22 protein-coding genes and 1 pseudogene are annotated in these 22,680 nt (G+C 57.4%); 18 read left to right on the top strand and 5 right to left on the bottom strand.

The annotated features are described in order from the left end of the window. Positions 1 to 19: 19 nt before the first annotated feature. Together ACF8EF_RS09340 and zigA are read right to left on the bottom strand one after the other, a co-directional pair. Positions 20 to 646, bottom strand: a complete 627-nt coding sequence (locus tag ACF8EF_RS09340; RefSeq protein WP_176682933.1) for a DUF1826 domain-containing protein — start codon at positions 644 to 646, stop codon at positions 20 to 22. Continuing rightward, the gene (gene zigA, locus ACF8EF_RS09335; protein ID WP_176682934.1) at positions 643 to 1,851 is read right to left on the bottom strand and encodes a zinc metallochaperone GTPase ZigA; all 1,209 of its coding nucleotides are present in this window, start codon (positions 1,849 to 1,851) and stop codon (positions 643 to 645) included. Before zigA ends, ACF8EF_RS09340 begins: the two co-directional genes overlap by 4 nt. A 114-nt stretch (positions 1,852 to 1,965) precedes the next feature. On the opposite strand from zigA, the gene ACF8EF_RS09330 reads away from it, so the two are divergent. Beyond that, positions 1,966 to 2,346, top strand: coding sequence for a glutamine synthetase (locus ACF8EF_RS09330; RefSeq protein WP_176682935.1), 381 nt, complete (start codon positions 1,966 to 1,968; stop codon positions 2,344 to 2,346). A gap of 212 nt (positions 2,347 to 2,558) precedes the next feature. Here the strand turns inward: ACF8EF_RS09330 and ACF8EF_RS09325 are convergent, their stop codons facing one another. Beyond that, on the bottom strand, positions 2,559 to 3,086 hold the full coding sequence (locus ACF8EF_RS09325) for a DUF3617 domain-containing protein (protein WP_176682936.1): 528 nt from the start codon (positions 3,084 to 3,086) through the stop codon (positions 2,559 to 2,561). A gap of 132 nt (positions 3,087 to 3,218) precedes the next feature. On the opposite strand from ACF8EF_RS09325, the gene cls reads away from it, so the two are divergent. Continuing rightward, positions 3,219 to 4,658: a cardiolipin synthase gene (cls, locus tag ACF8EF_RS09320; RefSeq protein ID WP_392461474.1), complete on the top strand. Its 1,440-nt coding sequence runs from the start codon at positions 3,219 to 3,221 to the stop codon at positions 4,656 to 4,658. Positions 4,659 to 4,741: 83 nt separating this feature from the next. Here the strand turns inward: cls and cfaB are convergent, their stop codons facing one another. Next, a complete protein-coding gene (cfaB, locus tag ACF8EF_RS09315) occupies positions 4,742 to 5,926 on the bottom strand; it encodes a C17 cyclopropane fatty acid synthase CfaB (protein WP_021785301.1) in 1,185 nt (394 codons plus the stop codon). A 207-nt stretch (positions 5,927 to 6,133) separates the two neighbouring features. On the opposite strand from cfaB, the gene lpdA reads away from it, so the two are divergent. From lpdA to ACF8EF_RS09300, 3 genes are all read left to right on the top strand, one after another. Further along, a complete protein-coding gene (gene lpdA, locus ACF8EF_RS09310; RefSeq protein WP_176682939.1) occupies positions 6,134 to 7,534 on the top strand; it encodes a dihydrolipoyl dehydrogenase in 1,401 nt (466 codons plus the stop codon). A 268-nt stretch (positions 7,535 to 7,802) separates the two neighbouring features. Next, the gene (locus ACF8EF_RS09305; protein WP_392461472.1) at positions 7,803 to 8,411 is read left to right on the top strand and encodes a LysE family translocator; all 609 of its coding nucleotides are present in this window, start codon (positions 7,803 to 7,805) and stop codon (positions 8,409 to 8,411) included. Positions 8,412 to 8,671: 260 nt separating this feature from the next. After that, entirely contained in the window at positions 8,672 to 9,394 is a 723-nt protein-coding gene (locus tag ACF8EF_RS09300) for a LuxR family transcriptional regulator (RefSeq protein WP_209969062.1), read from the top strand. Here ACF8EF_RS09300 and ACF8EF_RS09295 read toward each other — a convergent pair whose 3' ends face one another. Further along, on the bottom strand, positions 9,395 to 10,063 hold the full coding sequence (locus ACF8EF_RS09295) for an acyl-homoserine-lactone synthase (RefSeq protein ID WP_176682942.1): 669 nt from the start codon (positions 10,061 to 10,063) through the stop codon (positions 9,395 to 9,397). A 364-nt stretch (positions 10,064 to 10,427) separates the two neighbouring features. Here ACF8EF_RS09295 and ACF8EF_RS09290 point away from each other — a divergent pair, with 364 nt between their 5' ends. The 13 genes and pseudogenes from ACF8EF_RS09290 to ACF8EF_RS09230 all read left to right on the top strand — a co-directional run bounded on the left by ACF8EF_RS09290 (position 10,428) and on the right by ACF8EF_RS09230 (position 22,612). Next, positions 10,428 to 11,696 (top strand): beta-ketoacyl-[acyl-carrier-protein] synthase family protein, encoded by a 1,269-nt coding sequence (locus tag ACF8EF_RS09290; RefSeq protein ID WP_176682943.1) that lies wholly within the window; start codon positions 10,428 to 10,430, stop codon positions 11,694 to 11,696. 2 nt (positions 11,697 to 11,698) lie between these two features. Then, the gene (locus tag ACF8EF_RS09285; RefSeq protein WP_209969059.1) at positions 11,699 to 12,505 is read left to right on the top strand and encodes a MaoC/PaaZ C-terminal domain-containing protein; all 807 of its coding nucleotides are present in this window, start codon (positions 11,699 to 11,701) and stop codon (positions 12,503 to 12,505) included. Then, positions 12,502 to 12,768, top strand: a complete 267-nt coding sequence (locus ACF8EF_RS09280) for an acyl carrier protein (RefSeq protein ID WP_176682945.1) — start codon at positions 12,502 to 12,504, stop codon at positions 12,766 to 12,768. Before ACF8EF_RS09285 ends, ACF8EF_RS09280 begins: the two co-directional genes overlap by 4 nt. A gap of 32 nt (positions 12,769 to 12,800) precedes the next feature. Next, entirely contained in the window at positions 12,801 to 13,700 is a 900-nt protein-coding gene (locus tag ACF8EF_RS09275; protein WP_176682946.1) for a diiron oxygenase, read from the top strand. Next, entirely contained in the window at positions 13,697 to 15,220 is a 1,524-nt protein-coding gene (locus ACF8EF_RS09270) for an NAD(P)/FAD-dependent oxidoreductase (protein WP_339442812.1), read from the top strand. Before ACF8EF_RS09275 ends, ACF8EF_RS09270 begins: the two co-directional genes overlap by 4 nt. Next, the gene (locus ACF8EF_RS09265; RefSeq protein ID WP_176682948.1) at positions 15,217 to 16,056 is read left to right on the top strand and encodes an alpha/beta hydrolase; all 840 of its coding nucleotides are present in this window, start codon (positions 15,217 to 15,219) and stop codon (positions 16,054 to 16,056) included. Before ACF8EF_RS09270 ends, ACF8EF_RS09265 begins: the two co-directional genes overlap by 4 nt. Positions 16,057 to 16,087: 31 nt before the next feature. Beyond that, the gene (locus tag ACF8EF_RS09260; RefSeq protein WP_176682949.1) at positions 16,088 to 16,843 is read left to right on the top strand and encodes an SDR family NAD(P)-dependent oxidoreductase; all 756 of its coding nucleotides are present in this window, start codon (positions 16,088 to 16,090) and stop codon (positions 16,841 to 16,843) included. Between the two features lie 43 nt (positions 16,844 to 16,886). Further along, on the top strand, positions 16,887 to 18,392 hold the full coding sequence (locus ACF8EF_RS09255; protein WP_176682950.1) for an NAD(P)/FAD-dependent oxidoreductase: 1,506 nt from the start codon (positions 16,887 to 16,889) through the stop codon (positions 18,390 to 18,392). A 40-nt stretch (positions 18,393 to 18,432) separates the two neighbouring features. Beyond that, positions 18,433 to 18,804 (top strand): ferredoxin FdxA, encoded by a 372-nt coding sequence (fdxA, locus tag ACF8EF_RS09250; RefSeq protein ID WP_252459809.1) that lies wholly within the window; start codon positions 18,433 to 18,435, stop codon positions 18,802 to 18,804. Between the two features lie 21 nt (positions 18,805 to 18,825). Continuing rightward, on the top strand, positions 18,826 to 20,466 hold the full coding sequence (locus ACF8EF_RS09245; RefSeq protein WP_392461470.1) for a phytoene desaturase family protein: 1,641 nt from the start codon (positions 18,826 to 18,828) through the stop codon (positions 20,464 to 20,466). 77 nt (positions 20,467 to 20,543) lie between these two features. Further along, positions 20,544 to 20,984 carry a hypothetical protein gene (locus ACF8EF_RS09240; RefSeq protein ID WP_392461468.1) on the top strand — a complete coding sequence of 147 codons (441 nt, stop codon included), beginning with the start codon at positions 20,544 to 20,546 and terminating at the stop codon, positions 20,982 to 20,984. Between the two features lie 41 nt (positions 20,985 to 21,025). Then, positions 21,026 to 21,927: pseudogene (tnpC, locus tag ACF8EF_RS09235) on the top strand (IS66 family transposase); the annotation flags it as partial. A 61-nt stretch (positions 21,928 to 21,988) separates the two neighbouring features. Then, positions 21,989 to 22,612 carry a class I SAM-dependent methyltransferase gene (locus tag ACF8EF_RS09230; protein WP_392461466.1) on the top strand — a complete coding sequence of 208 codons (624 nt, stop codon included), beginning with the start codon at positions 21,989 to 21,991 and terminating at the stop codon, positions 22,610 to 22,612. The last annotated feature ends 68 nt before the right edge of the window (positions 22,613 to 22,680 follow it).

Here is a 22,680-nt window from a genome sequence, read left to right as displayed (position 1 = left end):
GATGCCTCACTATGCGCTGTCAGGCCAGCCAGTCAAGGCTGAGCAGCAAACGCCCCTGCTGTGCCGAAGGCGACCTATGAACCAGGCCTGCCCCTTCATTACCCTGCCATTTTTCACCTTTGAGTATCGCCACCTCACCGGTTTGCAGTTGCTGGATGTTATCCACAGATGGTTCAGCTGTGTGTAACTCACCACGACCGCTATCCCGTTCTTGCAACCATTCGCTACCTGGGCCGACGTAGGTGGTGAGCAGGCGCAACGGTACGTTATCCACATGGAAGCGTGGACACATGGGACCGTCCAGAACGCGCAAGCGCAAACCGACCCGACGTGCGCCAACCAGGCAGGTATAAGCCGCCACCAACCAGGTCACATCAGCAACGAAAGCTTCATATCCATGCAAATCCGCCGCTTCACGCAGCAGATCTGGCAATACCGGCTTCTGTTCCTCGTCCACATCAATTACCCGCTGATCAGCCAAGGGCTGGCCAAGGCTGATCACCAGTGCGGCAAAGTCCTCCAGTTGTGCCGGCAAGCGCCGCCGCCATACAGCCAGGTTTACGCCATCCTGCAGCACTTCGGCCAGCACCTGGGGCGTCTCGCCAAACACCTGAAAGATATCCACAGGTCGGTGCGCCAGGTTCATGCTGCCGCCTCCTCATGCCATGGGCCAAATGGGTCAGGTAGGCGCAACCAGCCCATGTGGCCCAAGTCCATTTCTTGATCCGTCAACAGGCATGCATCGAGGGCTGTGGATAATTTTTCGAAGTCGATATTCTGCCCGATAAACACCAACTCCTGACGGCAGTCACCGGTCTCAGCGGTCCAGTGTTTCAAGATCTCGCTCGTGTTATCCACATCCTGCGGCCACTGCTCGCGTGGCACGAAGCGCCACCAGCGGCCAGCCAGGCCATGGCGCATCATGCCACCCGCTTGCGACCAACTGCCCGCTTCCTGATATTTGCTGGCCAACCAGAAAAAGCCTTTGGAACGCAGCAGCCTTCCGTTACTCCAGTCCTTGTGGATAAAGTCGTAAAAGCGCTGTGGATGAAGCGGGCGTCGAGCCTGCCAGGTCATGGCCGCGATACCGTACTCTTCGGTTTCTGGCACATGCTCACCGCGCAGTTCCTGCAACCAGCCTGGTGCCTGGGCCGCCTGATCGAAGTCGAACAGCCCGGTGTCGAGGATACGTGCCAGCGGCACTTGGCCCATGACCATGGGTACAATCTGCGCCCGGGCATTGAGGCTGCGCAGAATGGCGATGAGTTCTTCGCGCTCATGTTGGCTGATCAGGTCGATCTTGCTCAGCAGCAGCACATCTGCGAACTCGACCTGCTCGATCAACAAATCACTGATCGACCGCTCGTCTTCTTCGCCCAACGTTTCGCCGCGGCTGGCCAGGCTGTCTGCTGCTTGATAGTCGCGCAGGAAGTTCAAGCCATCGACCACGGTGACCATGGTGTCCAGTCGCGCCATATCGGACAGACTGCGACCCTGCTCGTCGCGGAAAGTGAAAGTCTCAGCCACTGGCAGTGGCTCAGAGATACCGGTGGACTCGATCAGCAAATAATCGAAACGCCCCTCTTCGGCCAGCCGCGCAACCTCCTCAAGCAGGTCTTCGCGCAACGTGCAGCAAATGCAGCCGTTGCTCATCTCGACCAGTTTCTCTTCAGCGCGGTTGAGACTGACATTGCGCTGCACCTCGCTGGCATCGATGTTGATTTCACTCATATCGTTGACGATAACCGCGACCCGAAGGTTGTCGCGGTTGCGCAGCACATGGTTGAGCAGCGTGCTCTTGCCGGCGCCGAGAAAGCCGGACAGCACGGTGACAGGGAGACGATTGGACATGGCGAACCTCTTCAGGCAGACGCATTCGAAACGATGCATTGCATAATGTTATAAGGTAACAATACACTTTCGCCAAGTGGTTCTCGACGGACGAGTGCTCACAGAGGATGAAAAATGAATCTGCCACGCGTCATGGCATTGCTGTTACTCGCCATGCCTGCTTCCCTGTTGGCCATGCCACAAAACCAAACACTGGCCCTTTGTACGCGAAGTGCGACGCTGCTCGCTTGCCAGGACGGCAAAGGCAGTTACTACAGTGTGCGTACTGAAGGCAGCACGTTCTACCTTCGCGGCTACGACTTCAGCAGCCGCCGGCTGTGGGCACAAACCAACAGCCGCTATGGCACATTGACTTTTTTTACCGGCCTGGCCAGCGATGGCGAGGCCTGGGTGGGTTACAGCCGCCGCGTAGGCTGGACCACCTTGAACCGCGTATCCAGTTCCAGCGGGGAGCGCTTCAAGCTGCATTGCAGCTTGATCGAGGGGTGCCGTTGACGCCTCCTTTCATTTTGATCGCTTTTTCTCTGCTGCCTATTTTGTAAGTCAGCTTCGAGCACGTGCTGAAAACGCCAGCCTTGACCAGCCCTTTGTCAGACCGAAAAGCTATGCCATAACCGCGTCGAGGCAAGGTTCGAAATGAAATGTTCCACGTGGAACTATCCGAGCCTGCATGCCCACGACGCGGTTGCCACTCACCAGTGGGGATTTCAGCTGCGCGGTTTGACCGCCCCGCAATCATTGCCTAACCACACCGCACGCGTGTTCATGCTGCCTTGCTGCTGCACACCCGAAGCGTTGAACGTGCCACTGACCTGGGTGGTGAATTCCCGATCACTGAGGAATGTAGCCTGGCCACTACCCTGTGCCTTTGGGCAGCTGAACTGGAATTTCCACACGTTACCGGTACGGTCAGTAATTTTCTGCGTGCAGCCCGATTTCGGGTCCTGCAGCGGAATGTCATTCGTTGCCACCTGTTCTGGCGTCAGGCACGAACGCACACCCTTGCCACCTATACTTACCCCTTGCTTGGCCAACACTCCTTCCATCATCGCGCGCTGCTCTGGCGGCAGGTTCTTCAACTGGCCGAGCATGAATTCCATGTCGGGTAGCGGCTTGCCATCGACCTGCATGTTGCTGGTGGTCAGCTCCCACAAACCCGGTTGCAGCATCTGGGCTTGCACCAGCGGACTGCTCATGCCTAGGGCCAACGCCAACAGTGGCAGACGATTCTTCATGGACGAACGCTCCTGGAAAAAAGCCGGTCAAACGGGCCGGACTGAGCCTTAGACGCCAAATCCGCCTGCGGGTTGCAGGCGGACCGGGAACGTGTTCTGTTACCTCAAGTGTACTCGGCAAGCAGGATGCATATGGATTACCACAGCCCCTACTTCTTTGGTTACCTACTCGGCCTGATCCATCTGCTGGGTATTGTCGCCGCACTGCATGCGCTGTTCACGGTGCGGACAGCTCAGGGTGCCATTGCGTGGGCGATGCCCTTGCTCTTCATCCCTTACCTCACCTTGATCCCCTACCTGATTTTCGGCGCCCGCTCGTTCTATGCCTACATCATGGCTCGGCGCCAAGCCAACCAGGAAATGCACGTGGCCATGGCCAATCTCAACTGGCGGCCTTGGGTTGAAGAAGCCCTTGCCGCCCGCGAGTCGGAAAGCTATACAGCTTTGCGCGCCATGCCCAAGCTAGGTCGCATGCCATGCCTGGCAAATAACCAGGTGAAATTGTTGATCAACGGCAAGGCCACCTTCGATGCGATCTTCGCAGCCATCGAGAAAGCACGCGATGTGGTACTGGTGCAGTTCTTCATCATTCATGACGACACCCTCGGCAAGGCACTGCAGCAACTCTTGCTACGTAAAGCCGCCGAAGGCGTGCAGGTGTTCGTGCTGTACGACCGTGTCGGCAGCCACGCCTTGCCGGCCAGCTACAGCCAGTTGCTACGTGACGGCGGTGTGCAGATCCATGCATTCGCCACCCGTCGCGGCTGGTTCAACCGCTTCCAGGTGAACTTCCGCAACCATCGCAAGATTGTGGTAGTGGATGGGTTGCTCGGCTTCCTCGGCGGTCACAACGTGGGAGACGAGTACCTGGGTGAACATCCACAGCTTTCACCCTGGCGTGACACCCACGTACAGATCAGCGGTCCGGTACTGGCCTGCCTGCAAGAGTCATTCGCCGAAGACTGGTACTGGGCCACGCGCCAGCTACCGCCGCTGATCCTGCCTGATACGTACCCGGACAACGGCGTGCTGTGTCAGGCCTTGGCCAGCGGCCCGGCAGACTCACAGGAAACCTGCTCGCTGTTCTTCCTTGAAGCGATTCATTCGGCCACCCGCAGGGTGTGGATCACAAGCCCCTACTTCATCCCTGACGAGGCCGTGTTCGCCGCCTTGAGGCTGGCGGTACTACGAGGAGTCGATGTGCGGGTGCTGATCCCGTCACGCCCTGACCACCGCATCGTCTACGCCGCCTCCAGCCTGTTCGCCTTCGAAGCAGTGCGCGCGGGGGTACGTATGTTCCGTTACCAACCCGGGTTTCTGCATCAAAAGGTAGTGCTGGTGGATGATGACGTCAGCGCCATTGGGAGTGCCAACCTGGACAACCGATCGTTCCGCCTGAACTTCGAGATTACCCTGCTGACCGTCGATCGCGGCTTCGCCGACCAAGTCGAGCACATGCTCCAGGAAGACTTCGAACAAGCGCGGGAAATTACTGCAGAAGACACCCAAGATACCCATCGACTGCAGCAATTGGGGATGCGAATTGCGCGGCTGATATCGCCGATTCTTTAGGGTGAGTACTCCCGTTGAAAGCGGCCTTTTCGCGCTAAAGGCCGCTCCTGCAAAGCCAAATCAGGGCTGAGACACTTACGATTTCAGCGGTACAAGTCTTCCCGCGTCCAGGGCAGGTCATGATGCCCGTCGGCGTATGGCTTCACTGCCAGTATCTGGTGCAGGTTGATCCAGCCCTTCTGAAAGGCGTAGGCACACCCGGCCAAGTACAAACGCCAGATCCGCAGGGTCTTCTCAGGCACCAGCGCTGCTGCCTTGTGCAACTGGTTCTCCAGGTTCTCGCTCCAGTGGTGCAAGGTTTTAGCGTAGTGCAGGCGCAGGCTCTCCACGTCCACTACCTCCAGCCCGGCTTCACAGATACTGGCGCTGATCATCGACAGGTGCGGCAGTTCGCCGTGGGGGAATACATAGCGATCGATGAACTCACCCGCCCCGCGCCCGACCGGTCGGCCATCGACGTGCTTGGCTGTGATGCCGTGGTTCATCACCAGCCCCCCTTCCCTCACCGCCCCAAACAGCTTCTGGCAGTACAGCGCCAGGTTGGCATGCCCGACATGCTCGAACATACCCACGCTGACAACCTTGTCGAAGCGACCATCCTGAGGCAGATCGCGATAATCGAGAATCTGCAGGTCGACCTTGTCGGCAAGCCCTTCGGCTTGCACACGCTTGCGGCCGAGCTTCAATTGCTCCTTGCTCAGGGTAATGCCGAACACCTTGGCGCCATATTCACGGGCAGCGAACCGCGCCAGCCCGCCCCAGCCACAGCCAACATCGAGCAGGTAGTCACCGGCATCCAGGCGCAGCTTGCGGCACAGGTGGTCGAACTTGTCCTGCTGCGCCTGGTCGAGCGTATTGTCCGGCTCACGGAAGTAGGCGCAGGAATAGGCCATGTCCTGGTCCAGCCAAAGCTGGTAGAAGGCGTTGGACACGTCATAGTGGTAGGAGATTGCCTTGGCGTCGGTGCTCTTGTCATGAGACAACCGTTGCGGCGGCGTTTCATCCTCATCCGCCAGCAGCGCTTCGCTCAGCTCGTCGCACACGCGGATGGCCTCACCGATATCGCCTTCCAGCTCCAGCTTGCCTTCGACGAATGCGGTGCCTAGCTGGTCCATGCTTGGGTGGGTCAACTGGCTGATCAGCTGTGGTTCCTTGACCAAAATCGTGACCTGAGGACTAGGCCCAAGATCAAAATGGTTGCCGTCCCACAGCTTCAGCCTCAGCGGCAGATGCAAGCTCTGCAATGCAGGTGGAAGTTGAGCAAGCATGAAACACCCCTCCTGTCCGTAATTGGCCACGACGCCTAATATTTCGAACGTCACCGGATCAGAGTAGTTCATCTGTAGGATGTTTCCTCTAAGCAAGACCATGGTCTAGAACCAACTGATCTTATCCACACAGCAGATTGTATACAATCTGTGCGTCTCAGCTTAACCTTGTGCCCTCTCGCACTTCTACATCCTGGAGTTGAACCCATGAAATCCTATGACGTGGTGATCATCGGCGGTGGCCCTGGCGGCTACAACGCAGCCATCCGTGCTGGCCAGTTGGGCCTGAGCGTTGCCTGCGTGGAAGGCCGCTCGACCTTGGGCGGTACCTGCCTGAACGTCGGCTGCATGCCATCCAAGGCACTGCTGCATGCTTCGGAGCTTTACGAAGCGGCCAGCGGTGACGAGTTCGCCCACCTCGGTATCGAAGTAAAGCCCACCCTCAACCTCGCCCAGATGATGAGACAGAAGGATGAGAGCGTGACAGGCCTGACCAAGGGCATCGAATACCTGTTTCGCAAGAACAAGGTCGAGTGGATCAAAGGCTGGGGCCGCCTGGATGGCATCGGCAAGGTCGTGGTCAAGGCCGAAGACGGAAGCGAAACTGCATTGCAGGCCAAGGACATCGTCATTGCCACCGGTTCTGAGCCTACCCCTCTGCCAGGTGTGACCGTCGACAACCAGCGCATCATTGACTCGACCGGCGCGCTGTCGCTACCGCAAGTGCCCAAGCACCTGGTCGTCATCGGTGCTGGCGTGATCGGTCTTGAGCTGGGTTCGGTCTGGCGCCGCCTGGGTAGTCAGGTCACTGTCATCGAATACCTGGACCGCATCTGCCCAGGCACTGACACGGAAACCGCCAAGGCCCTGCAGAAGGCTCTCGCCAAGCAAGGCATGATGTTCAAGCTGGGCAGTAAAGTGACTCAGGCTACCGCAGGTGCCGATGGCGTCAGCCTGACGCTGGAGCCTGCCGCCGGTGGTACCGCAGAATCGCTGCAAGCCGACTACGTGTTGGTGGCTATCGGCCGCCGTCCTTATACCAAAGGGCTGAACCTGGAAAGCGTGGGCCTGGAAACCGACAAGCGCGGCATGCTCGGCAACGAGCACCACCGTACCTCAGTGCCGGGTGTCTGGGTGATTGGCGACGTCACTTCGGGCCCGATGCTGGCGCACAAGGCCGAAGACGAAGCGGTGGCCTGTATCGAACGCATCGCCGGCAAGCCCCACGAGGTCAACTACAACCTCATCCCTGGCGTGATCTATACCCGCCCGGAGATGGCCACCGTGGGCAAGACTGAAGAGCAGCTCAAGGCCGAAGGACGTGTCTACAAGGTTGGCAAGTTCCCCTTCACCGCCAACAGCCGTGCCAAGATCAACCACGAGACCGAAGGCTTCGCCAAGGTCATCGCCGATGCCGAAACCGATGAAGTACTGGGTGTGCACCTGGTGGGCCCAAGCGTCAGCGAGATGATTGGTGAGTTCTGCGTGGCTATGGAGTTCTCGGCCTCGGCAGAAGATATCGCCCTCACCTGCCACCCACACCCGACGCGCTCCGAGGCCCTGCGCCAGGCGGCGATGAATGTGGATGGCATGGCCATGCAAATCTGATGAGCCCCACTCGCTGCGTCAGGCCATGATCATGATCTGGATCGTATGAGTGAGTGGCCGTTTTCTGAATATCAGAAATGAGAAGACCTCCGGATGGAGGGCTTTTCATGTGTCTCAATAATAAAGGTTGTCACAGGCTGAAGGGGCAGATCCAATGGGCCACGCTGCACGTGGTCGGTACAGGCGCGTTGTTAACCGGGGCTACTTGAAGCAGTCCAGACTGCGGACACCCGGTAGCTGTTGAATTTATTGCCAGGAGGCACCTTGCATGGCCAGTTATGGACTGTTTCTCATCCTCGCGACCCTTACCGTATTGAGCCCCGGCCCCGGGGTGGTGCTGACTCTCTCCAATGCCCTGCGCCACGGTTGGAGCGGTGCTCTGACGGGGATCTTCGGTATCGCCCTGGGCGCTTTCATCGTCGCTGGGCTCTCGGCCAGTAGCGTGGGGGTGGTTCTGGCGACCTCGGCAACGGCGTTCACCGTACTCAAGTACGTCGGCGCGTTGTACCTGTTGTACTTGGGGGTGAAGATGTGGCGTACCCAGCGTTTCATCCCGGAGCTCACCGTGACCGCCACGCAACCTTGGCGGCGCTTCGTCGAAGCGTTGTCGATCCAGCTGCTGAATCCCAAGGCTGGATTCTTCTTCCTGGCGGTGTTTCCACAGTTCATCAGCCCGCAGGCCAACTACTACAGGCAGTTCTTCCTGCTGGTCTCTTCCTACGCGTTGCTGGTCGTGCTGGTACACACCGGCTACGCGCTGATGGCCAGTGGTGCCAGGGGTTGGTTGTCGACCAACCGTGGTGCGCGAATCGTCGGCAAGCTCTCCGGTATTACCTTCTTTTGTTTTGGGGTTCTGATGGCCTCGGCCAGCAAATAGAACCATCGTTGAACTTATCCGAAAGTCGCAATCTATATGTAACATGCGATACGTACTTTGGACGTAATCTCGATAGCCACGAAAAACGGGTAACCAGAGATCCAGCATTCTCATTGACTTACTTTTTAATATCTCCGACCATCACGCTTGCGCGGTAATCCGAGAATCACGATCTCTTCGAACAACAACTCTAAAAGGGTTTGCACGGCGCAATGGCTCTGCCAGTTTATTGGCGCCGTAAAAACGGCAGGGAAGACGACATGGAAAGTCGAAACCGGGACGCAGCCACGACATGCGATAAAAACCACCCCATCACACACCTGCACGACGAGTTGCAGCGTCAATTGTGTGGTTTGAAGGATTTGAAATACGCCTACTACGCGGCTACGCACAATCGCAACGTAGAGCCGATTATCATTTCAAATTACCCCCCGAGTTGGGTCAAAAGCTATAAAGATAACAAGAGCTATCTGATTGACCCGATCATCAAACATGGGCTCAAGGAGATCACCCCCTTCTCCTGGCATGATGCCCTTGCCAACAGCGGTCCCGAAGGCGTGGACTTCTTCAGGCGCGCCACCCGTTATCAAATCTGCTCGGGTACCACATTCACCCTGCGCGATGCTTCCGGGACATTCTGTGCCTTGAGTGTGTGCGATGCGGGTTCGCAGGTAGATTTTGATCGGCGTCTGGCCAAGCAGCAAAGCCAGCTGCAACTGCTACTGATCGAATTTCATAGTTGGCTGATGACCTCGCGCACAACGGATCAGCTGTTTTCCAGTGCGGCCGATGGGCCGCTTTCCACCCGCGAACTGGGCGTGCTGCAACTGGTCATGCGCGGCAAAACCTACCGCGAAATTGCCACGGACTGTGGAATTTCAGAGCGCACAGTGAAATTCCACATGTCGAACATTTCTGGCAAATTGCAGGTCGGCAACGCCAAGCAAGCCGTCTACGAGGCAAAGCGACAGGGCATCATCTGATCAGGCGATGTGGTTGTCGGATACATCGTGCAACTGCAGGCTCAACGGCCACTGCTGGGTCTGCAGGGATGACAGCGGTTGCTTACGCGCAATGCTTTCAAGCAGTCGCAGGCGGTTGGACGAGCTGATCGGCATATCCAGCAAATGCACCGTCTCACCCGGCGACGCCTCGCCGCTGTCCAGAATCTGGTAGTGCCAGCCTGCCTGTCGAACGATGCGCGCCATGGCATCGCTGACCACGGTGACGATCGATTTCAAGCCGGTCAGTTCGCCGTGGTCATGCATGCTGAAAAGCAACATTTCGGTCAATGGCAAGTGCGCCAGGCCCAACTTGCGTGAACGGGTCTTGTCGACGAAGAAGCGGCTGGATTCAGCCATCAATGCCCGCTTGGGCGGTATGCAACTGAAGAAATCGCGAAAGGGACCTTCAACCATATAAGGGTGCAGTGTATTGATCAGGCGAAGGCCTGCCAACGGTATGCCTTGGCAAGTGCCAACCAGATAAGTCGTGTTCCAGTTGTCATATTCATCCAATTCAATGCCATTTCTCACAGCGACCTTCCAATTAAGGCGATCACAGAAGACATGCTTGCGTAAGCCGTATAACTCGGCAACCCAGGGATGCGGGTCACGACGGTATTCAATCTTGTGAAAGTCGATAGTTATCATGTTGGGCTGTTCCCTTGCCTCAGATATGGCGTTCGCGTGGGCGTTGGTATAACAACCTGCTGATTCTATCAACTGACGGCGCTGAGCAACCTGTACTTAAGTGCATGCAGGCCGTCGGTATTTCTCCAAATACCAAACACCTGCACCTAGATACAGTTGTCGTCATCGCAAAATTGGGCACACTTCTCGGGGCGTTGTGTAGGACGCCAGTTTTCACAACTTACAAGACGCTATTTGCCAGGCGCACGGTTGCGGTGGGTATCGAAAACCATCGTACCTTCGGCCCTGGCAGTTATCGCCTGCACTCAATGCCGCCCTTGTTCATACAAGGGTTGTCACGTCAGCACATCAATCAGGGAAGACAATGGAAAAGCCAGCCTCTCCAGCACCTCGCCGCGTCGTCGTTACTGGTTACGGTGCGATCTGCTCGCTCGGCCAGAACGCCGATGCTATCTGGGACGCGATGATGGATTACCAGATCGGCTATCGTCTGCACCGTTTTGATGATCCGACGATCCATGCGCGCTTCTTCGGTTTTATCGATGACTTTGGCCGCGAGGCCATGCGACCGTTCTCGAAGAAGATTTCCAAGATGTTGCCTCTGTTCGCCAAGTACAGCTTGGTGGCGGCCCATGAAGCATTGCACATGGCTTATGGCGACACACCACTGGATGACGTGGTCGCACCGTTCGACCGTGGTGTCGTTCTCGGCACCGGTTGGGGAGGGTTGGACACGGCGAACTTCAACAACAACGAATACTGCCAACAAGGCATTTCCACCTCGTTCGCCACGGTCATGTCGATGTGCAATGCCGCGACGGCTGCCATCACCATGAACTGGAACATGCGCGGCGTTCAAAACAGCCCGGTGGCAGCCTGCGCAACTGGCACCATCGCCATTGGCGAGGCCTATGAAGCGATTCGTGCCGGTCGAGCGAAAATGATGATCGCCGGTGGCAGCGAATCGTTGAAAGAGCAGTTCAACGTCTGGTCGATCGACGTCATCCAGGCGTTGAGCAAGGAGCAGGAAAACCCGCGCCTGGCATGCTGTCCGTTCAGCAAAGGGCGAAGCGGTTTTATCCTGTCCGAAGGCGCAGCGGTACTGTGTCTTGAGGATTATGAGCTGGCCAAGGCCCGCGGCGCCAAGATCCTTGGCGAAATCACCGGCTACGCCAACTACTCGGACGCCTTCGACATGACGGCCCCGGCCGAGGACATGCTGGCTCGAGTGCGGGTGATTCAGGAAGTGTGCAGGCAAGCCAGTGTCGATGCGCCGCACATCGATTACATCAACCTGCATGGCACCTCCACCCCGCTGAACGACGTCAACGAAGCCCGCTCCATCAAACTGGCGCTGGGTGACGCTGCCCATGGCATTCCGATGTCCAGCACCAAGTCGTACACCGGCCACCTGATTGGTGCAGCAGGTTCGATGGAAGCAATCTTCTGCCTCAAAGCCATTGCACGCGGAACGATCCCGGCCACCATCCATCTGGATGAGGCCGATCCTGAGTGCGACCTGAACTTCGTCCCTAACGAGCACTTGCACGGACAGCACCTGGAAAACGTGCTGAACCTCAGCTTCGGGTTCGGTGGCGCCAATGCCGGCATCATGCTGCGTAAGGTGCAATGATCATGCAGTGGCAATTTGGCCCTGAACAGATCGAAGCGTGGGCTGATCTTTCCGGCGACCGCAACCCTATCCATTTTGACCTGGAAGCAGCGCGGCGTATGGACGCCGCGGATGTCGTGGTGCACGGCATGCTGGCGCTGCTGCCAATCAAACATCAAATGGGGCGTGTTGCCGAGGGCCGCGATGAGGACTGGGTACAGTTCAAGGCGCTACTGAAGGCGCCGGTTCTGCGCAACTGCCCTGTCGCGCTTGCTACCCGCCCCCGCAGTGCAAGCACTGCATTCACGCTGCGTTCAGAGAAAAGTGAAGGCGAGCATGTGCTCGGCCATGTGTCTCAAGTTCCGCCGCCAACGTGGACATCGAAATCCCCAGGCTTCGCGCTTGACCGGGAATATGTAGAGGCTTGGCTTACCCAGTTTCGCGACGGGTTGGGCAAGGGGCTGGATGATTGGGTGGCACTGGATGCGCTGATATTTTCCCACTTCATCCGCAACCATCTGGGGGTGATCTTCGAGCGCCTGTCCGGGCAATTTGCCCAACACCAGGTTCCCGAGCGTATCGAGGACATCACCAATCACCTGGTCGTCCAGACCAGTCACCAGATCACGTTCTGCACGCAACTGCGTTCATTGGGCAGTTTGCAATCCGATATCCGCTGCGAGATCGACAACATTCTGTTGATTGAAACACCAGGCAAGGCCGTCGGCACCCTCGACCTGGGTGTCGTCGTCAGCGGCAGCCATGTGATGACCATAACCCTAGGCTTGATGATTAAAACCGTTCTCACCCCCACAGGAGCGAAACAATGACCACCGTTGACCAAGTATTCACCATCGTTCGTGATCTGATTCTGGACCTCAAGGATGTCGACGACAACGAAGTGACCCTCGATACCACCATTGAAGCAATGGAGTTCGACAGCCTGGACTTCGTCGAGATGCAGGTGGTCGTGCAGAAAAAGATCGGCGTGGCGATCAACCCGGATTCGTTCGTCACCCGCAAGATCGCCACTTTGCGCCAGCTCTGTGAATTCATTGTTGAGCTCAAGGAATCGACTGCCGTCGAGGCCTGAGCCGCTGGGCCCAATTCATGGAGGAGCAGGAAATGTCTACGCTGACCAACAGTGTGCTCGCTATTTCCCCGGCGAGGGAGTCGAAGGTTCGCAAGTTAAGCGAAGTGTCGCATCACAAGACGATGGACCACGCGACCGTACTACCATGGGACCAGGACATCAATCGAAGCCTTTACCCCAAGGATCCCGAGCATCTGTGGATCAATGGAACACGCTATTGCGAAGGCTTGACCGAGGCCCAGAAACTGGAACTGGCCTGGCTCGAGACGGGCCGTGACATTTCCATGTTCATCTGGCTCGAGCAGACCATTCCGCCGTTGTACATGGGCTACATCACGCAGTTCCATGACCGTATTTCGCCGGACCTGCAGGAATACCTGATGATCTTTTCCAAGGAAGAGATCGTTCATACCCTCACCTTCAAGCGCTTCATGGCCAAGGCTGGCCTGCAGATCTGGAACCCACCGGTCGGGCTCTATGAGTTGCTGACCCAGACACTGCCAAAAATGGAGCCGGCGGTTGGCGTGCTGTTCACGCTGTTGATCGAATGGGTTGCCGAAATGGGGGCCATGCACACCTCCCAAGGCGCTGCGGTCGAACCCATGACCCGTACCCTGTTCCGTGAGCATCACTATGACGAGGCACGGCACATCGCCTTTGGCCGCTGGATCAGCGAGTCCTACTTCGAAACTGCCAGCGCTGAATCGATCGCCCAGGTTAAAGCGATGAGCCGGAAAATCATTCCGGCGCTGATCGACATGTTCACCTACAACCCCGAGATCGCGTTGCACACTTCCTTCGCGTTTCCGATTGCAGTGGATGACAAGGCGAAAATCGAAGAGGTTTGGCGCTCACCGAACAATGCTCGACTGAACGACGCTCGCTTCGCCGAAATTTACGCCTGGATCGACAAGTTGGGGCTGCGGCAATGAGTTCTTCGACCTGGGACGCGGTCTTCGTGGGTACCGGGATCACGAGCCTGGCCTGCGCGGCCATGCTGGTCAAGCGTGATCGCGGTGCACGCGTCCTGATGCTCGACAAGCATATTGTGGTTGGGGGCTATGCCTCGACGTTCAGCCGGCCCAAGCAATCGGCGATTTTCGATTGCAGCCTGCACAAGCTCAGCGGCATGTCGGAAGGGGGCAACCTCATCCGCATCCTGCGGGATCTGGGCCTTGAGGATGAACTGAACCTGGTCTACCCCAACGACTATTTCTGCGCCTACCAGAACGGCACGGCGCTGCCGTTGGCTAACGATGCCGACCAGGTCGAACGGCAACTGATCGAACGGTTCCCTCATCAGGCAGAGCCCTTGGTTACCTTTTTTACTCAGGTACGCACCTATGGGCGCAACGGGTACTACCAGTTCCAGATGCTCGATGGCAGTTTCGAACCTGACATGGCGCAGTTGCGCTGGGCCCATCGTAACCTCAAGCACAAGACCGTGCGTGAAGCGTTGCATGAGTTGTTCGATGACCCCTACCTGATTGAAATTCTGGCAGCCCCTGGCATTTATGTTGGCGGCTACTCGGAGGATCTGGGCTACCTGTACTACCTGCATGTGGTGTATGCCACGCTCAATCGCGGCAACGCCTATGTCGCAGGCTCTTCCCAACGCTTGTCCGACTTGCTGGCGCAGCAGATCGAACAGGCCGGGGGCAAGATCATGCTCAGCACGCCTGTAGAAGAGGTGACCACCGACAACCAAGGCAATGTCACGGGGGTACGCACCCGTGCTGGTGAGTTTCATGCGCCACAGGTCTTCATCAATACCTCACCCCATTATGCTGTGGAGCATTTGTTCCAGGCGGATGTGGACCTGACGAGCACCCGAGAGAAGCTGGCCGCGTTGAAGCCGGCACGCTCGACCACCACGGTGTACCTGACCACGGATCAAGCACCCGAACAGCTGGGGCTGCGGCATAGCGAGTCGATGCTGTTTGCTGCGGACCCCGCGTTGGCAGCCGAGCTGCGCATCAACGCCGAGCGCAGTGGTTTTCAGCCAGAGCTCTGTGAACAGGCCTTCTGGGCCATGTCCCCGATCGAGGTCACCAACTATCACGCCCTGGCGCCCGCTGGCGGCAAGGTCGTGTGTATCAATGTGCTTGATTCCATCGCACATTGGCCTGCAAGGCGTACGGCGCAATATCGCGCGAAAAAGCAACGCGCGTGTGAGGTGCTGGTAGAGCGGCTGCTGGCTCAGATTCCTGAACTGCGTGGTCACATTCTGCATACGGAAGTGGCAACCCCGCATACCTATGTGCGCTTCACCAATAACACTGATGGCTCTGGCTACGGGGCGATGGTGGGTACCGACCTCAAAGGGCATGTCTTCCATCACGGCTTCCCGGTGCAGGGCGTGCAATTTCTCAGCGCTTGGGTAGCTGGCCCAAGTTACGAGGCCGCCTTTGGCTATGCCGAGATGAAAGCCAGGCAATGGAGACGCGCATGAGAGCGGTTGAACAGTCCCCCACCCGGTTTGGGATAGCCATTTCCAAACTTTTCATTCGCGTGATGTTCAGGCAGGTACAAGGGTGGGAGCGCGACGTACCCAGCCGGGCCGAGGGCTTCGTTGAGACGGCCAGCGACGGCAGCAAGCTGGAAGGTGCGGTGTTGCTGGCCAACCCAGCCAAAGCCAAGGGTGTTGTGCTGCTTTGCCATCCGTTCTTGAAATATGGCATGCACTACTTTTTTGAGAACGGCATCGATCAGGTATTCCTGGAACAGGGCTACCACGTCATTGCCTTCAACTTCAAAGGCTTTGGGCGCAGCACCATCGGTGGTCATGCATTCGCCGATGACGTCTTGTCCATTGCGCGAAAGATCGCCCGGGAATACCCAGGCCTGCCGATTCATCTTGTGGGCTGCTCATTTGGTGGCTACCACCTGTCACATGCCTTGGCACGGGACGCCTCGCCCTTCACCTCGGCAGTTCTGGACAGCGTGCCTGTCTCGGTTCGCAGCTATTTCACGCGTGGTCCGTTACGCCTTGCCATGCGCTGGATCAGCGGAAGCCGTCTGGCAGTGCCTACCGGTACTTGTGCGATCGACCATTCCCTCAAGAGCGTTCACCACCTGCCAATCGCTTACTTCTACGGGTTGAGTGACCGCTATATCCCCGAGGCGAGTGTGACAAGGCTGAGCCTGGATTGCACATCCCTGCATGTGGTCGGCTTCGAAGCGTGTCGCCACCTGGAAAACCATAAGAAGCACCGGGATCGGTACTTCCAGGAGATCTTCGCGTTCTTCGCCCGTGCAGAATCTCATAAACCCGTTGTAACGGCCTGACTCTGGGCTCTTTGAATTAAGGAAACAGAACATGGATGTCCAACAGCTGGGCAAAGGCAAGTGGATACTCATCAGCGGCGGTACCCGCGGTATAGGGCGCGCACTTGTACAACACCTGGCGCGTGAGGGTTATGAGGTCGCGTTCACCTATCAATCCTCTGCTGACGCGGCCCGCCAGCTCGAGCAGGAGGTAGCCGCCAACGGTGGCCGGGCGCACGGGCATGCCTGTGACGGTCGGGACTTCCAGTCGGTCAGTTCATTGTGCGAACAGTTGGTCAACGATCTTGGCGGCCCCTATGGCTTGATCAACAACATGGGCGTGACTGGCGACCAGCTGTTGTTCAACCTCGATGTCGAGCGCTATCGCGACGTGGTTGCGACCAACCTCGACTCGGCGGTTTATTTCAGCAAGTCGTTGGTCCCGGCCATGGCTGGTGAACGGCGAGGCAAGATTTTGCACATGTCCTCCGTCAGTGGCGTAAAGGGGAACAAGGGCCAATTGGGTTATTCCGCGACCAAGGCCGCGATGATTGGTATCACCAAGACCATGGCGTTGGAACTGGCGCGCTTCAAGATCAATGTCAATGCCATCGCGCCCGGCTACATCGCCACGGACATGATCGATCAGATCCCCGATCATGTGCGCAAGTCGATCACCGACAACATCCCGCTCAAGCGCTTCGGTGAAGTACAGGAAGTTGCTGCATTGGCCAGCTTCCTGTTGTCACCGCAAGCCGACTACATCACTGGCCAGACCTTCCTGATCGACGGTGGCCTGACAGCCTGATTCGCCTTGCGCAATCTGCTGCGTGGTGATGCCTGGAGCATTCATGAGTCAATCATACGATACTGTTTTTGTAGGAGCAGGGCTGGGCGCGCTCGCCAGCGCCAGCCTGATGGCCCAACGGGGTCAAAAAGTCCTGGTGGTGGAAAAGCACAATATTCCGGGTGGTTACGCGAGCAATTTTCGCCGTAAAGACTTCACCTTCGATGTGTCCCTGCATTCGTTCGATGGTGTCGTCCGCGGTGCGCATTCATTCAAGGTGATCGAGGCTTGCGGTGTCGCGGACAAGATCGAGTTTCTCCATCACCCGACGCTCTATCGCTACCGTTCACCCGATATCGACATCACCGTAGGGCATCGCGACCTGGAAGGTTACAAACAGACCCTGTATCGCTGCTTCCCCGAGGAAATCGACAACATCAATCGGTTGTTCGCCGAGTCCAAGCGCAACTATAAGGACCTTTGCGGCTTCCTCTATTCACCCAAACCGTTCTGGATGCGATTTGTCGCGACCCCCTTCGCCTATCCCCGGGTTCTGCGCTATGGCCATGAAACGGTGGATAAGTACTTTTCCAGGTTCACCCGCAACGAACGCCTGAAGGAAGTACTGTCGGCACAGTGGAGCTACTACGGGCTGCCGGCGAAAGACTTGGCATTCGGCTATTTCTCGTACCCCTTCATCGACTATCTGGAAAACGGCGGCTACTCGATCAAGGGCGGCTCGCAGGCGCTTTCCTCGGCATTGGTCGAAGTTATCGAGGCGCACGGCGGCCGTGTCGAACTGGAGTCGGGAGTCCAGCAGATAATGGTCGACCGAGGCAGGGTCACCGGCGTCGTCACGCGCAGATCAGGGCCGGTGAAGGCCCGCAACGTCGTGGCCAATGTTTCGCCGCATGCCGTGGTGGGTTTGGCAGGAAAAGAGCACTTCTCCAGCAAATACCTCGCTCGGTTGAACCAGCTGAAGTTTTCGGTATCCGGCTTCCAGGTGTATCTGGGCCTGGATTGCCCGCTGAGTGAACTGGGTGTCGACCCTGAGGAATACATCCACTTCTTTTCACCCGGGAAAACGCAACGCGCGCAATTCGAACATATCCAGGCCGGCGAACTGCATCAGGACAACACCAGTTGGTCGATCAACTATTTCTCCAATGTCGATCCGTCCATGGTGCCGCCTGGAAAATCCAGCCTTGGCCTGTTCACCCTCACCGGCCCCGACGTTTGGCACTCGCTGGAAAAACTCGCTTACCGCCGCAAGAAAGCCGCGCTGACCGAGTTGTTGATCGCTAATGCCGAGCGCGTCATTCCAGGCCTGCGCGACCACATCGAAGTCTGTGAAGCAGGGTCACCGCGCACGATGACCAAGTTCACACAGAACCCACAGGGTGCGATCTATGGGTTCGAACAAACGCCTCAGCAGTCCGGACTGTTTAACCGTTTCCCGCAGAAGTATCCGGTAAAGGGGCTTTACCAGGTGGGCGCGTGGACGTTCCCTGGTGCTGGCTTCATCGGAACGATGTTGTCTGCCCGCTTGTTGGTTGACCGCTACTTCTAGCCAGTGATGTGCCCGCAAATACGACCTCGAGAGACTAACCATGACTTATGTAGTGACGGACAACTGCATCCAGTGCCGACACACCAACTGTGTGGATATATGCCCTGCAGACGCGTTCCACCTGGGGCCGAACTTCATCGTGATCAACCCGGAGGCATGCGTCGATTGTGGTCTCTGCCTGCCGGAATGCCCTGAAGAGGCGATTTTGCCGGAGAACCGCCTGGATGACGGTAATCGGTACTTCCTGGCGTTGAATGCCGAGCTTGCACAACATTGGCCCGTCATTCTCCAGAGCATTCCACCGCTGGACGATTACCAGAAATGGAGTCATCAGCCGAACAAACTTGCACACCTTGTGCGCGAAGCCGAAGCGGTCGACCCGACCCGCGACCATCATCTGCTGCACGCTTGAAGTGCACCCGGACGGATGCCCATGCAAAGCTATGACCGATTCAAGACGCTGGAAAACGATACCTTCGACGTGATTGTCGTGGGTGCCGGCATTGGTGGACTGACCGCAGCCGCTACCCTCGCCAATCGTGGCAAGCAGGTATTGGTGCTGGACATGCACTATGAAATGGGGGGCTGCGCCACGGTCTTTCATCGTAAGGGCAAGGATTACGAGTTCGACGTAGGTCTTCATTACATCGGCGACTGTGGCAAGGAAGGGTTGATCCCGCGTATTTTACGCGGCGCCGGCATCGACGATGGTGAAATCAACTTTATCGAGCAGGATCCAGAAGGTTTCGAAACGCTCTGTTTCCCCGATTTTCAGTTTGCCGTGCCGCGCGGATACGAGCGCTTCCGGGAAAGGCTCATCGAAGCGTTTCCCAAGGAAAAATCAGGCATCAACCGTTATTTCAAGATGCTACAGCAAGTCTGGGATTTCATGGGCATTCACTCCCGGCCGCTCTCGGCGCTATGGGTGCTGCCACGTTCCTGGATGCTGATGCGTCATTCGAAATCGACGGTCGCCCAGTTTCTCGACACCTGCACACAGGATCAGCGCCTGCGCGCCATCCTGACCGGGCAGCTGGGCGTTTACCATCAACCGCCCAGCAGGGCGACCATGGCTGGCCACGCTGCGGTGGTGAACCACTTCCTGCAAGGGTCATATTACCCGTCGGGAGGGGGGCAGATGTTCTCTGACAAACTCGGCGCGGTTGTCGAACGCAACGGAGGCAAGATCCTGCTGCGTTCCAAGGTCGAGCGTATCCTGGTCGAGAAGGGCCGCGCGGTAGGTGTCGAATTCAGTAACAAGCATCTGGGCAAACGTACGGTCAAGGCAGACGCGGTGATCTGCAACGCCGACATCAAACACACCTTGCTGGACTTGATCGGACGGGACCACCTCACGGCTAAAACCGTCACCAAGGCAGAGTGTTTCGAAATGTCGCCGGCTATGGGTGTGGTTTACCTGGGTATCGATATGGACCTGAAGGCGATGGGGCTGAAGAACACCAATTATCGCATCTATCCCGGTTGCGACTACGAACGTGCCTACCGTGAGGTGTTCGCCGGACAGTTCCCGGATGAGCCCCATCTGTTCATCGGTAATGCCACCATGAAGGACCCGGACAATCCGGCCATTGCCCCGCCAGGCATCTACAACCTGCAATTGATGTCGGCAGTTCCTTCGAACCCGGAAAGCTGGGGTGTTACGCAGGCCGAGGTAGCGGATGGCAGCTACCGGAACAACCCAACGTACCTGGCCAAGAAGGAATGGTATGCACGGCAACTGATTGCACTGGCTGAACGCGTGATACCGGGTATGTCGCAGCATATCGTGTATCAGGAAGTCTCCACCCCGTTCTCGGTGACCCGTTTCATCGGTTCAGCCGGTGGAACATCTTATGGCCTGGCATTCACGCCTGAGTACTTCCTGCATAATCGCCCGGGTACCAAAACCGAAATACGAAACCTGTTCTTGTGTGGCGCATCCACCCGCACCGGGCACGGGATATTTGGTGCTATGACGGGTGGTGTCGAAGCCGCTGCCGCTGTCGACGGCCGCAAGCTACGCTACCAGATCATGGATGTCGGCACGCGTGCTGAGGCCCAGGTAAGCGCTTGAGTCAACGCAACGCCGGGGGGTAAGGCCTGTCGTGCATGAGGCAGCTGGCACTGTGCAATTCATCATGGAGAGATGATATGTCGAATGACTACAACAACGCTTTGCTGCTGGCCGCGGGGCTTAGCCTACTGGCGTCGATCATGCACGTGGGGGTAATCCTGGTGGGGCCATCGTGGTATCGCCTGTTCGGCGCAGGCGAGCGTTTTGTGCGTGCGGCCCAGGCTGGGCGTTGGTATCCAGCGGTAGTAACGGCGGGCATCGCCCTGGTTCTCGCTACCTGGGGCCTGTATGCCTTGTCAGGAGCCGGAGTGGTCGATCCATTGCCCTTGTTACGACCTGCGCTGATCGCCATCACCGTGATCTACCTGTTACGCGGCGTACTTGGCCCTTTTGCTCTGGCGGGTACCGGGCGCAGTGGCCGTTTCATCGTGGTCAGCTCGGCAATATGCTTGTTGTATGGCCTTGTGCACCTGGTCGGGCTCATTCAAGTGTGGCAGTTGCTCAATCCCACTGGCTGATTACGGCTGGCGAGAGCAAATCGGCAAGTGCATGAAAAGGTGGCTGTGCCGGGCTGACCATTGCTCGCTCGACCTTGGCCCAGTGGGTCGGGCAAACCGGTGTACGGCTCCAGCCGCTGGTCGATGCACTGCATGAAGCGGTGCTGAACCAGGGTGTGATTCACACCGATGAAACACCCGTGCAAATGCTCGCACCAGGCGAGAAGAAAACCCACCGGACCTACGTCTGGGCTTACACCACGACGCCGTTTTCAGCGCTCAAGGCAGTAATCTATGACTTCAGACCAAGCCGTACCGGCGAACACGCACGCAACTTTCTGGGTGACTGGAACGGCAAGTTGGTCTGCGATGACTTCGCCGGCTACAAAGCCGGTTTTGAGCAAGGCATCACTGAAATCGGCTGCAGGGCTCATGCTCGCCGCAAGTTCTTTGACCTGCATGTCGCGAACAAAAGCCAGTTGGCCGAACAGGCGCTGCACTCGATTGGCGGTTTTTACGAGGTTGAGCGCCAGGCTCGGGACATGACCATCGAAGACCGTTGGCGAATACGTCAGGAAATGGCGGTACCGATCAGCAAAACACTGCACGACTGGATGTTGGCCCAACGCGACTTGGCACCCAACGGATCAGCCACGACCAAAACCCTCGAATAAAGCGTGAAACGCCGGGTAGCGCTGACGCGCTACCTGGACGATGGGGCTGTACCCATCGGCAACAACAGGTCGAGAAGCAGCTACGGCCATGGGTACTCGGTCGCTCGAACGGCTTGTTTGCCGGATCACTGCGCAGTGGCAAACGAGCTGCTGCAATCATGAGTCTGATCCAGTCAGCGCGCATGAATGGGCATGATCCGTATGCCTGTCTCAAAGATGTGCTGACGCGGCTGCCGACACAGCGGGCCAGTGAGATTGGGCAACTGCCGCATCAGCGGGTATCGGCCTGACTTACGCAAAGTGAGTTGGGCGTACGCTTACAAGATTACGACCTCAGGGAAGGATACAAGAATGCAATGCAAAGACGCGTGCGGGTCTTTCAAGTGGACAACGTATTACGAGCACCACAGAGACCGTCCAGCATCATCGCTTATTCACACAGCAATCGGACTTGCGAGCACTCAGACAAACTCTAGAAAAGCTGTGGATCTGGGCTGTGGCTCTGGCAATGAGACTCGCGCTTTGCTTCAAGCTGGCTGGGATGTTCTAGCTATCGACCGAGAGCCGGCCGCAATCGAAATGGTACACGCCATAGGTCTGGATCACCCTGCTGCAAAGCTAGAAACAGCTACCCAATGGTTTGAAAGCATCGAGGCTTTGCCACCCTCGTCATTGATCCATGCAGGCATGGCCTTACCATTTTGTCATCCAGATCACTTTGAAAAATTCTGGTCAGTTGTGACGTCTGCACTTCTCCCTGGAGGAGTGTTCGTGGGCCAACTCTTCGGTGACAAGGATGATTGGGCATCCGACCCGGAGAGGACCTTTCACTCTGAGTCAGAAGCCCGCGTGCTATTCCAAGACCTTAGCTTGAAGGCGTTCAAAATCCATGAATATGATGGGCTCAGCATGCGAGGCACGAAGCATTGGCATCGCTTTGACGTCATTGCCCAAAAGCCAGCGTCGAACGAGTGAGGCAACTTTAAGGAGCAGGAGCATTGCAGGCGGCGGCGGGGTCGACTCACCGCCTCCTGCGACAGGTT

The sequence above is a fragment of the Pseudomonas sp. zjy_15 genome (genome assembly GCF_043101865.1).
Taxonomy (GTDB): domain Bacteria; phylum Pseudomonadota; class Gammaproteobacteria; order Pseudomonadales; family Pseudomonadaceae; genus Aquipseudomonas; species Aquipseudomonas putida_Y.
The sequence above is the reverse complement of the archived record's forward strand: the minus strand, read 5'-3'. Positions and strand labels throughout refer to the sequence as shown.

Bases quoted from the DNA above. Each gene is read 5' to 3' on its own strand.
- ACF8EF_RS09340 (WP_176682933.1), bottom strand. From the start codon at position 646: ATGAACCTGGCGCACCGACCTGTGGATATCTTTCAGGTGTTTGGCGAG.
- zigA (WP_176682934.1), bottom strand. From the start codon at position 1,851: ATGTCCAATCGTCTCCCTGTCACCGTGCTGTCCGGCTTTCTCGGCGCC.
- ACF8EF_RS09330 (WP_176682935.1), top strand. From the start codon at position 1,966: ATGAATCTGCCACGCGTCATGGCATTGCTGTTACTCGCCATGCCTGCT.
- ACF8EF_RS09325 (WP_176682936.1), bottom strand. From the start codon at position 3,086: ATGAAGAATCGTCTGCCACTGTTGGCGTTGGCCCTAGGCATGAGCAGT.
- cls (WP_392461474.1), top strand. From the start codon at position 3,219: ATGGATTACCACAGCCCCTACTTCTTTGGTTACCTACTCGGCCTGATC.
- cfaB (WP_021785301.1), bottom strand. From the start codon at position 5,926: ATGCTTGCTCAACTTCCACCTGCATTGCAGAGCTTGCATCTGCCGCTG.
- lpdA (WP_176682939.1), top strand. From the start codon at position 6,134: ATGAAATCCTATGACGTGGTGATCATCGGCGGTGGCCCTGGCGGCTAC.
- ACF8EF_RS09305 (WP_392461472.1), top strand. From the start codon at position 7,803: ATGGCCAGTTATGGACTGTTTCTCATCCTCGCGACCCTTACCGTATTG.
- ACF8EF_RS09300 (WP_209969062.1), top strand. From the start codon at position 8,672: ATGGAAAGTCGAAACCGGGACGCAGCCACGACATGCGATAAAAACCAC.
- ACF8EF_RS09295 (WP_176682942.1), bottom strand. From the start codon at position 10,063: ATGATAACTATCGACTTTCACAAGATTGAATACCGTCGTGACCCGCAT.
- ACF8EF_RS09290 (WP_176682943.1), top strand. From the start codon at position 10,428: ATGGAAAAGCCAGCCTCTCCAGCACCTCGCCGCGTCGTCGTTACTGGT.
- ACF8EF_RS09285 (WP_209969059.1), top strand. From the start codon at position 11,699: ATGCAGTGGCAATTTGGCCCTGAACAGATCGAAGCGTGGGCTGATCTT.
- ACF8EF_RS09280 (WP_176682945.1), top strand. From the start codon at position 12,502: ATGACCACCGTTGACCAAGTATTCACCATCGTTCGTGATCTGATTCTG.
- ACF8EF_RS09275 (WP_176682946.1), top strand. From the start codon at position 12,801: ATGTCTACGCTGACCAACAGTGTGCTCGCTATTTCCCCGGCGAGGGAG.
- ACF8EF_RS09270 (WP_339442812.1), top strand. From the start codon at position 13,697: ATGAGTTCTTCGACCTGGGACGCGGTCTTCGTGGGTACCGGGATCACG.
- ACF8EF_RS09265 (WP_176682948.1), top strand. From the start codon at position 15,217: ATGAGAGCGGTTGAACAGTCCCCCACCCGGTTTGGGATAGCCATTTCC.
- ACF8EF_RS09260 (WP_176682949.1), top strand. From the start codon at position 16,088: ATGGATGTCCAACAGCTGGGCAAAGGCAAGTGGATACTCATCAGCGGC.
- ACF8EF_RS09255 (WP_176682950.1), top strand. From the start codon at position 16,887: ATGAGTCAATCATACGATACTGTTTTTGTAGGAGCAGGGCTGGGCGCG.
- fdxA (WP_252459809.1), top strand. From the start codon at position 18,433: ATGACTTATGTAGTGACGGACAACTGCATCCAGTGCCGACACACCAAC.
- ACF8EF_RS09245 (WP_392461470.1), top strand. From the start codon at position 18,826: ATGCAAAGCTATGACCGATTCAAGACGCTGGAAAACGATACCTTCGAC.
- ACF8EF_RS09240 (WP_392461468.1), top strand. From the start codon at position 20,544: ATGTCGAATGACTACAACAACGCTTTGCTGCTGGCCGCGGGGCTTAGC.
- ACF8EF_RS09230 (WP_392461466.1), top strand. From the start codon at position 21,989: ATGCAATGCAAAGACGCGTGCGGGTCTTTCAAGTGGACAACGTATTAC.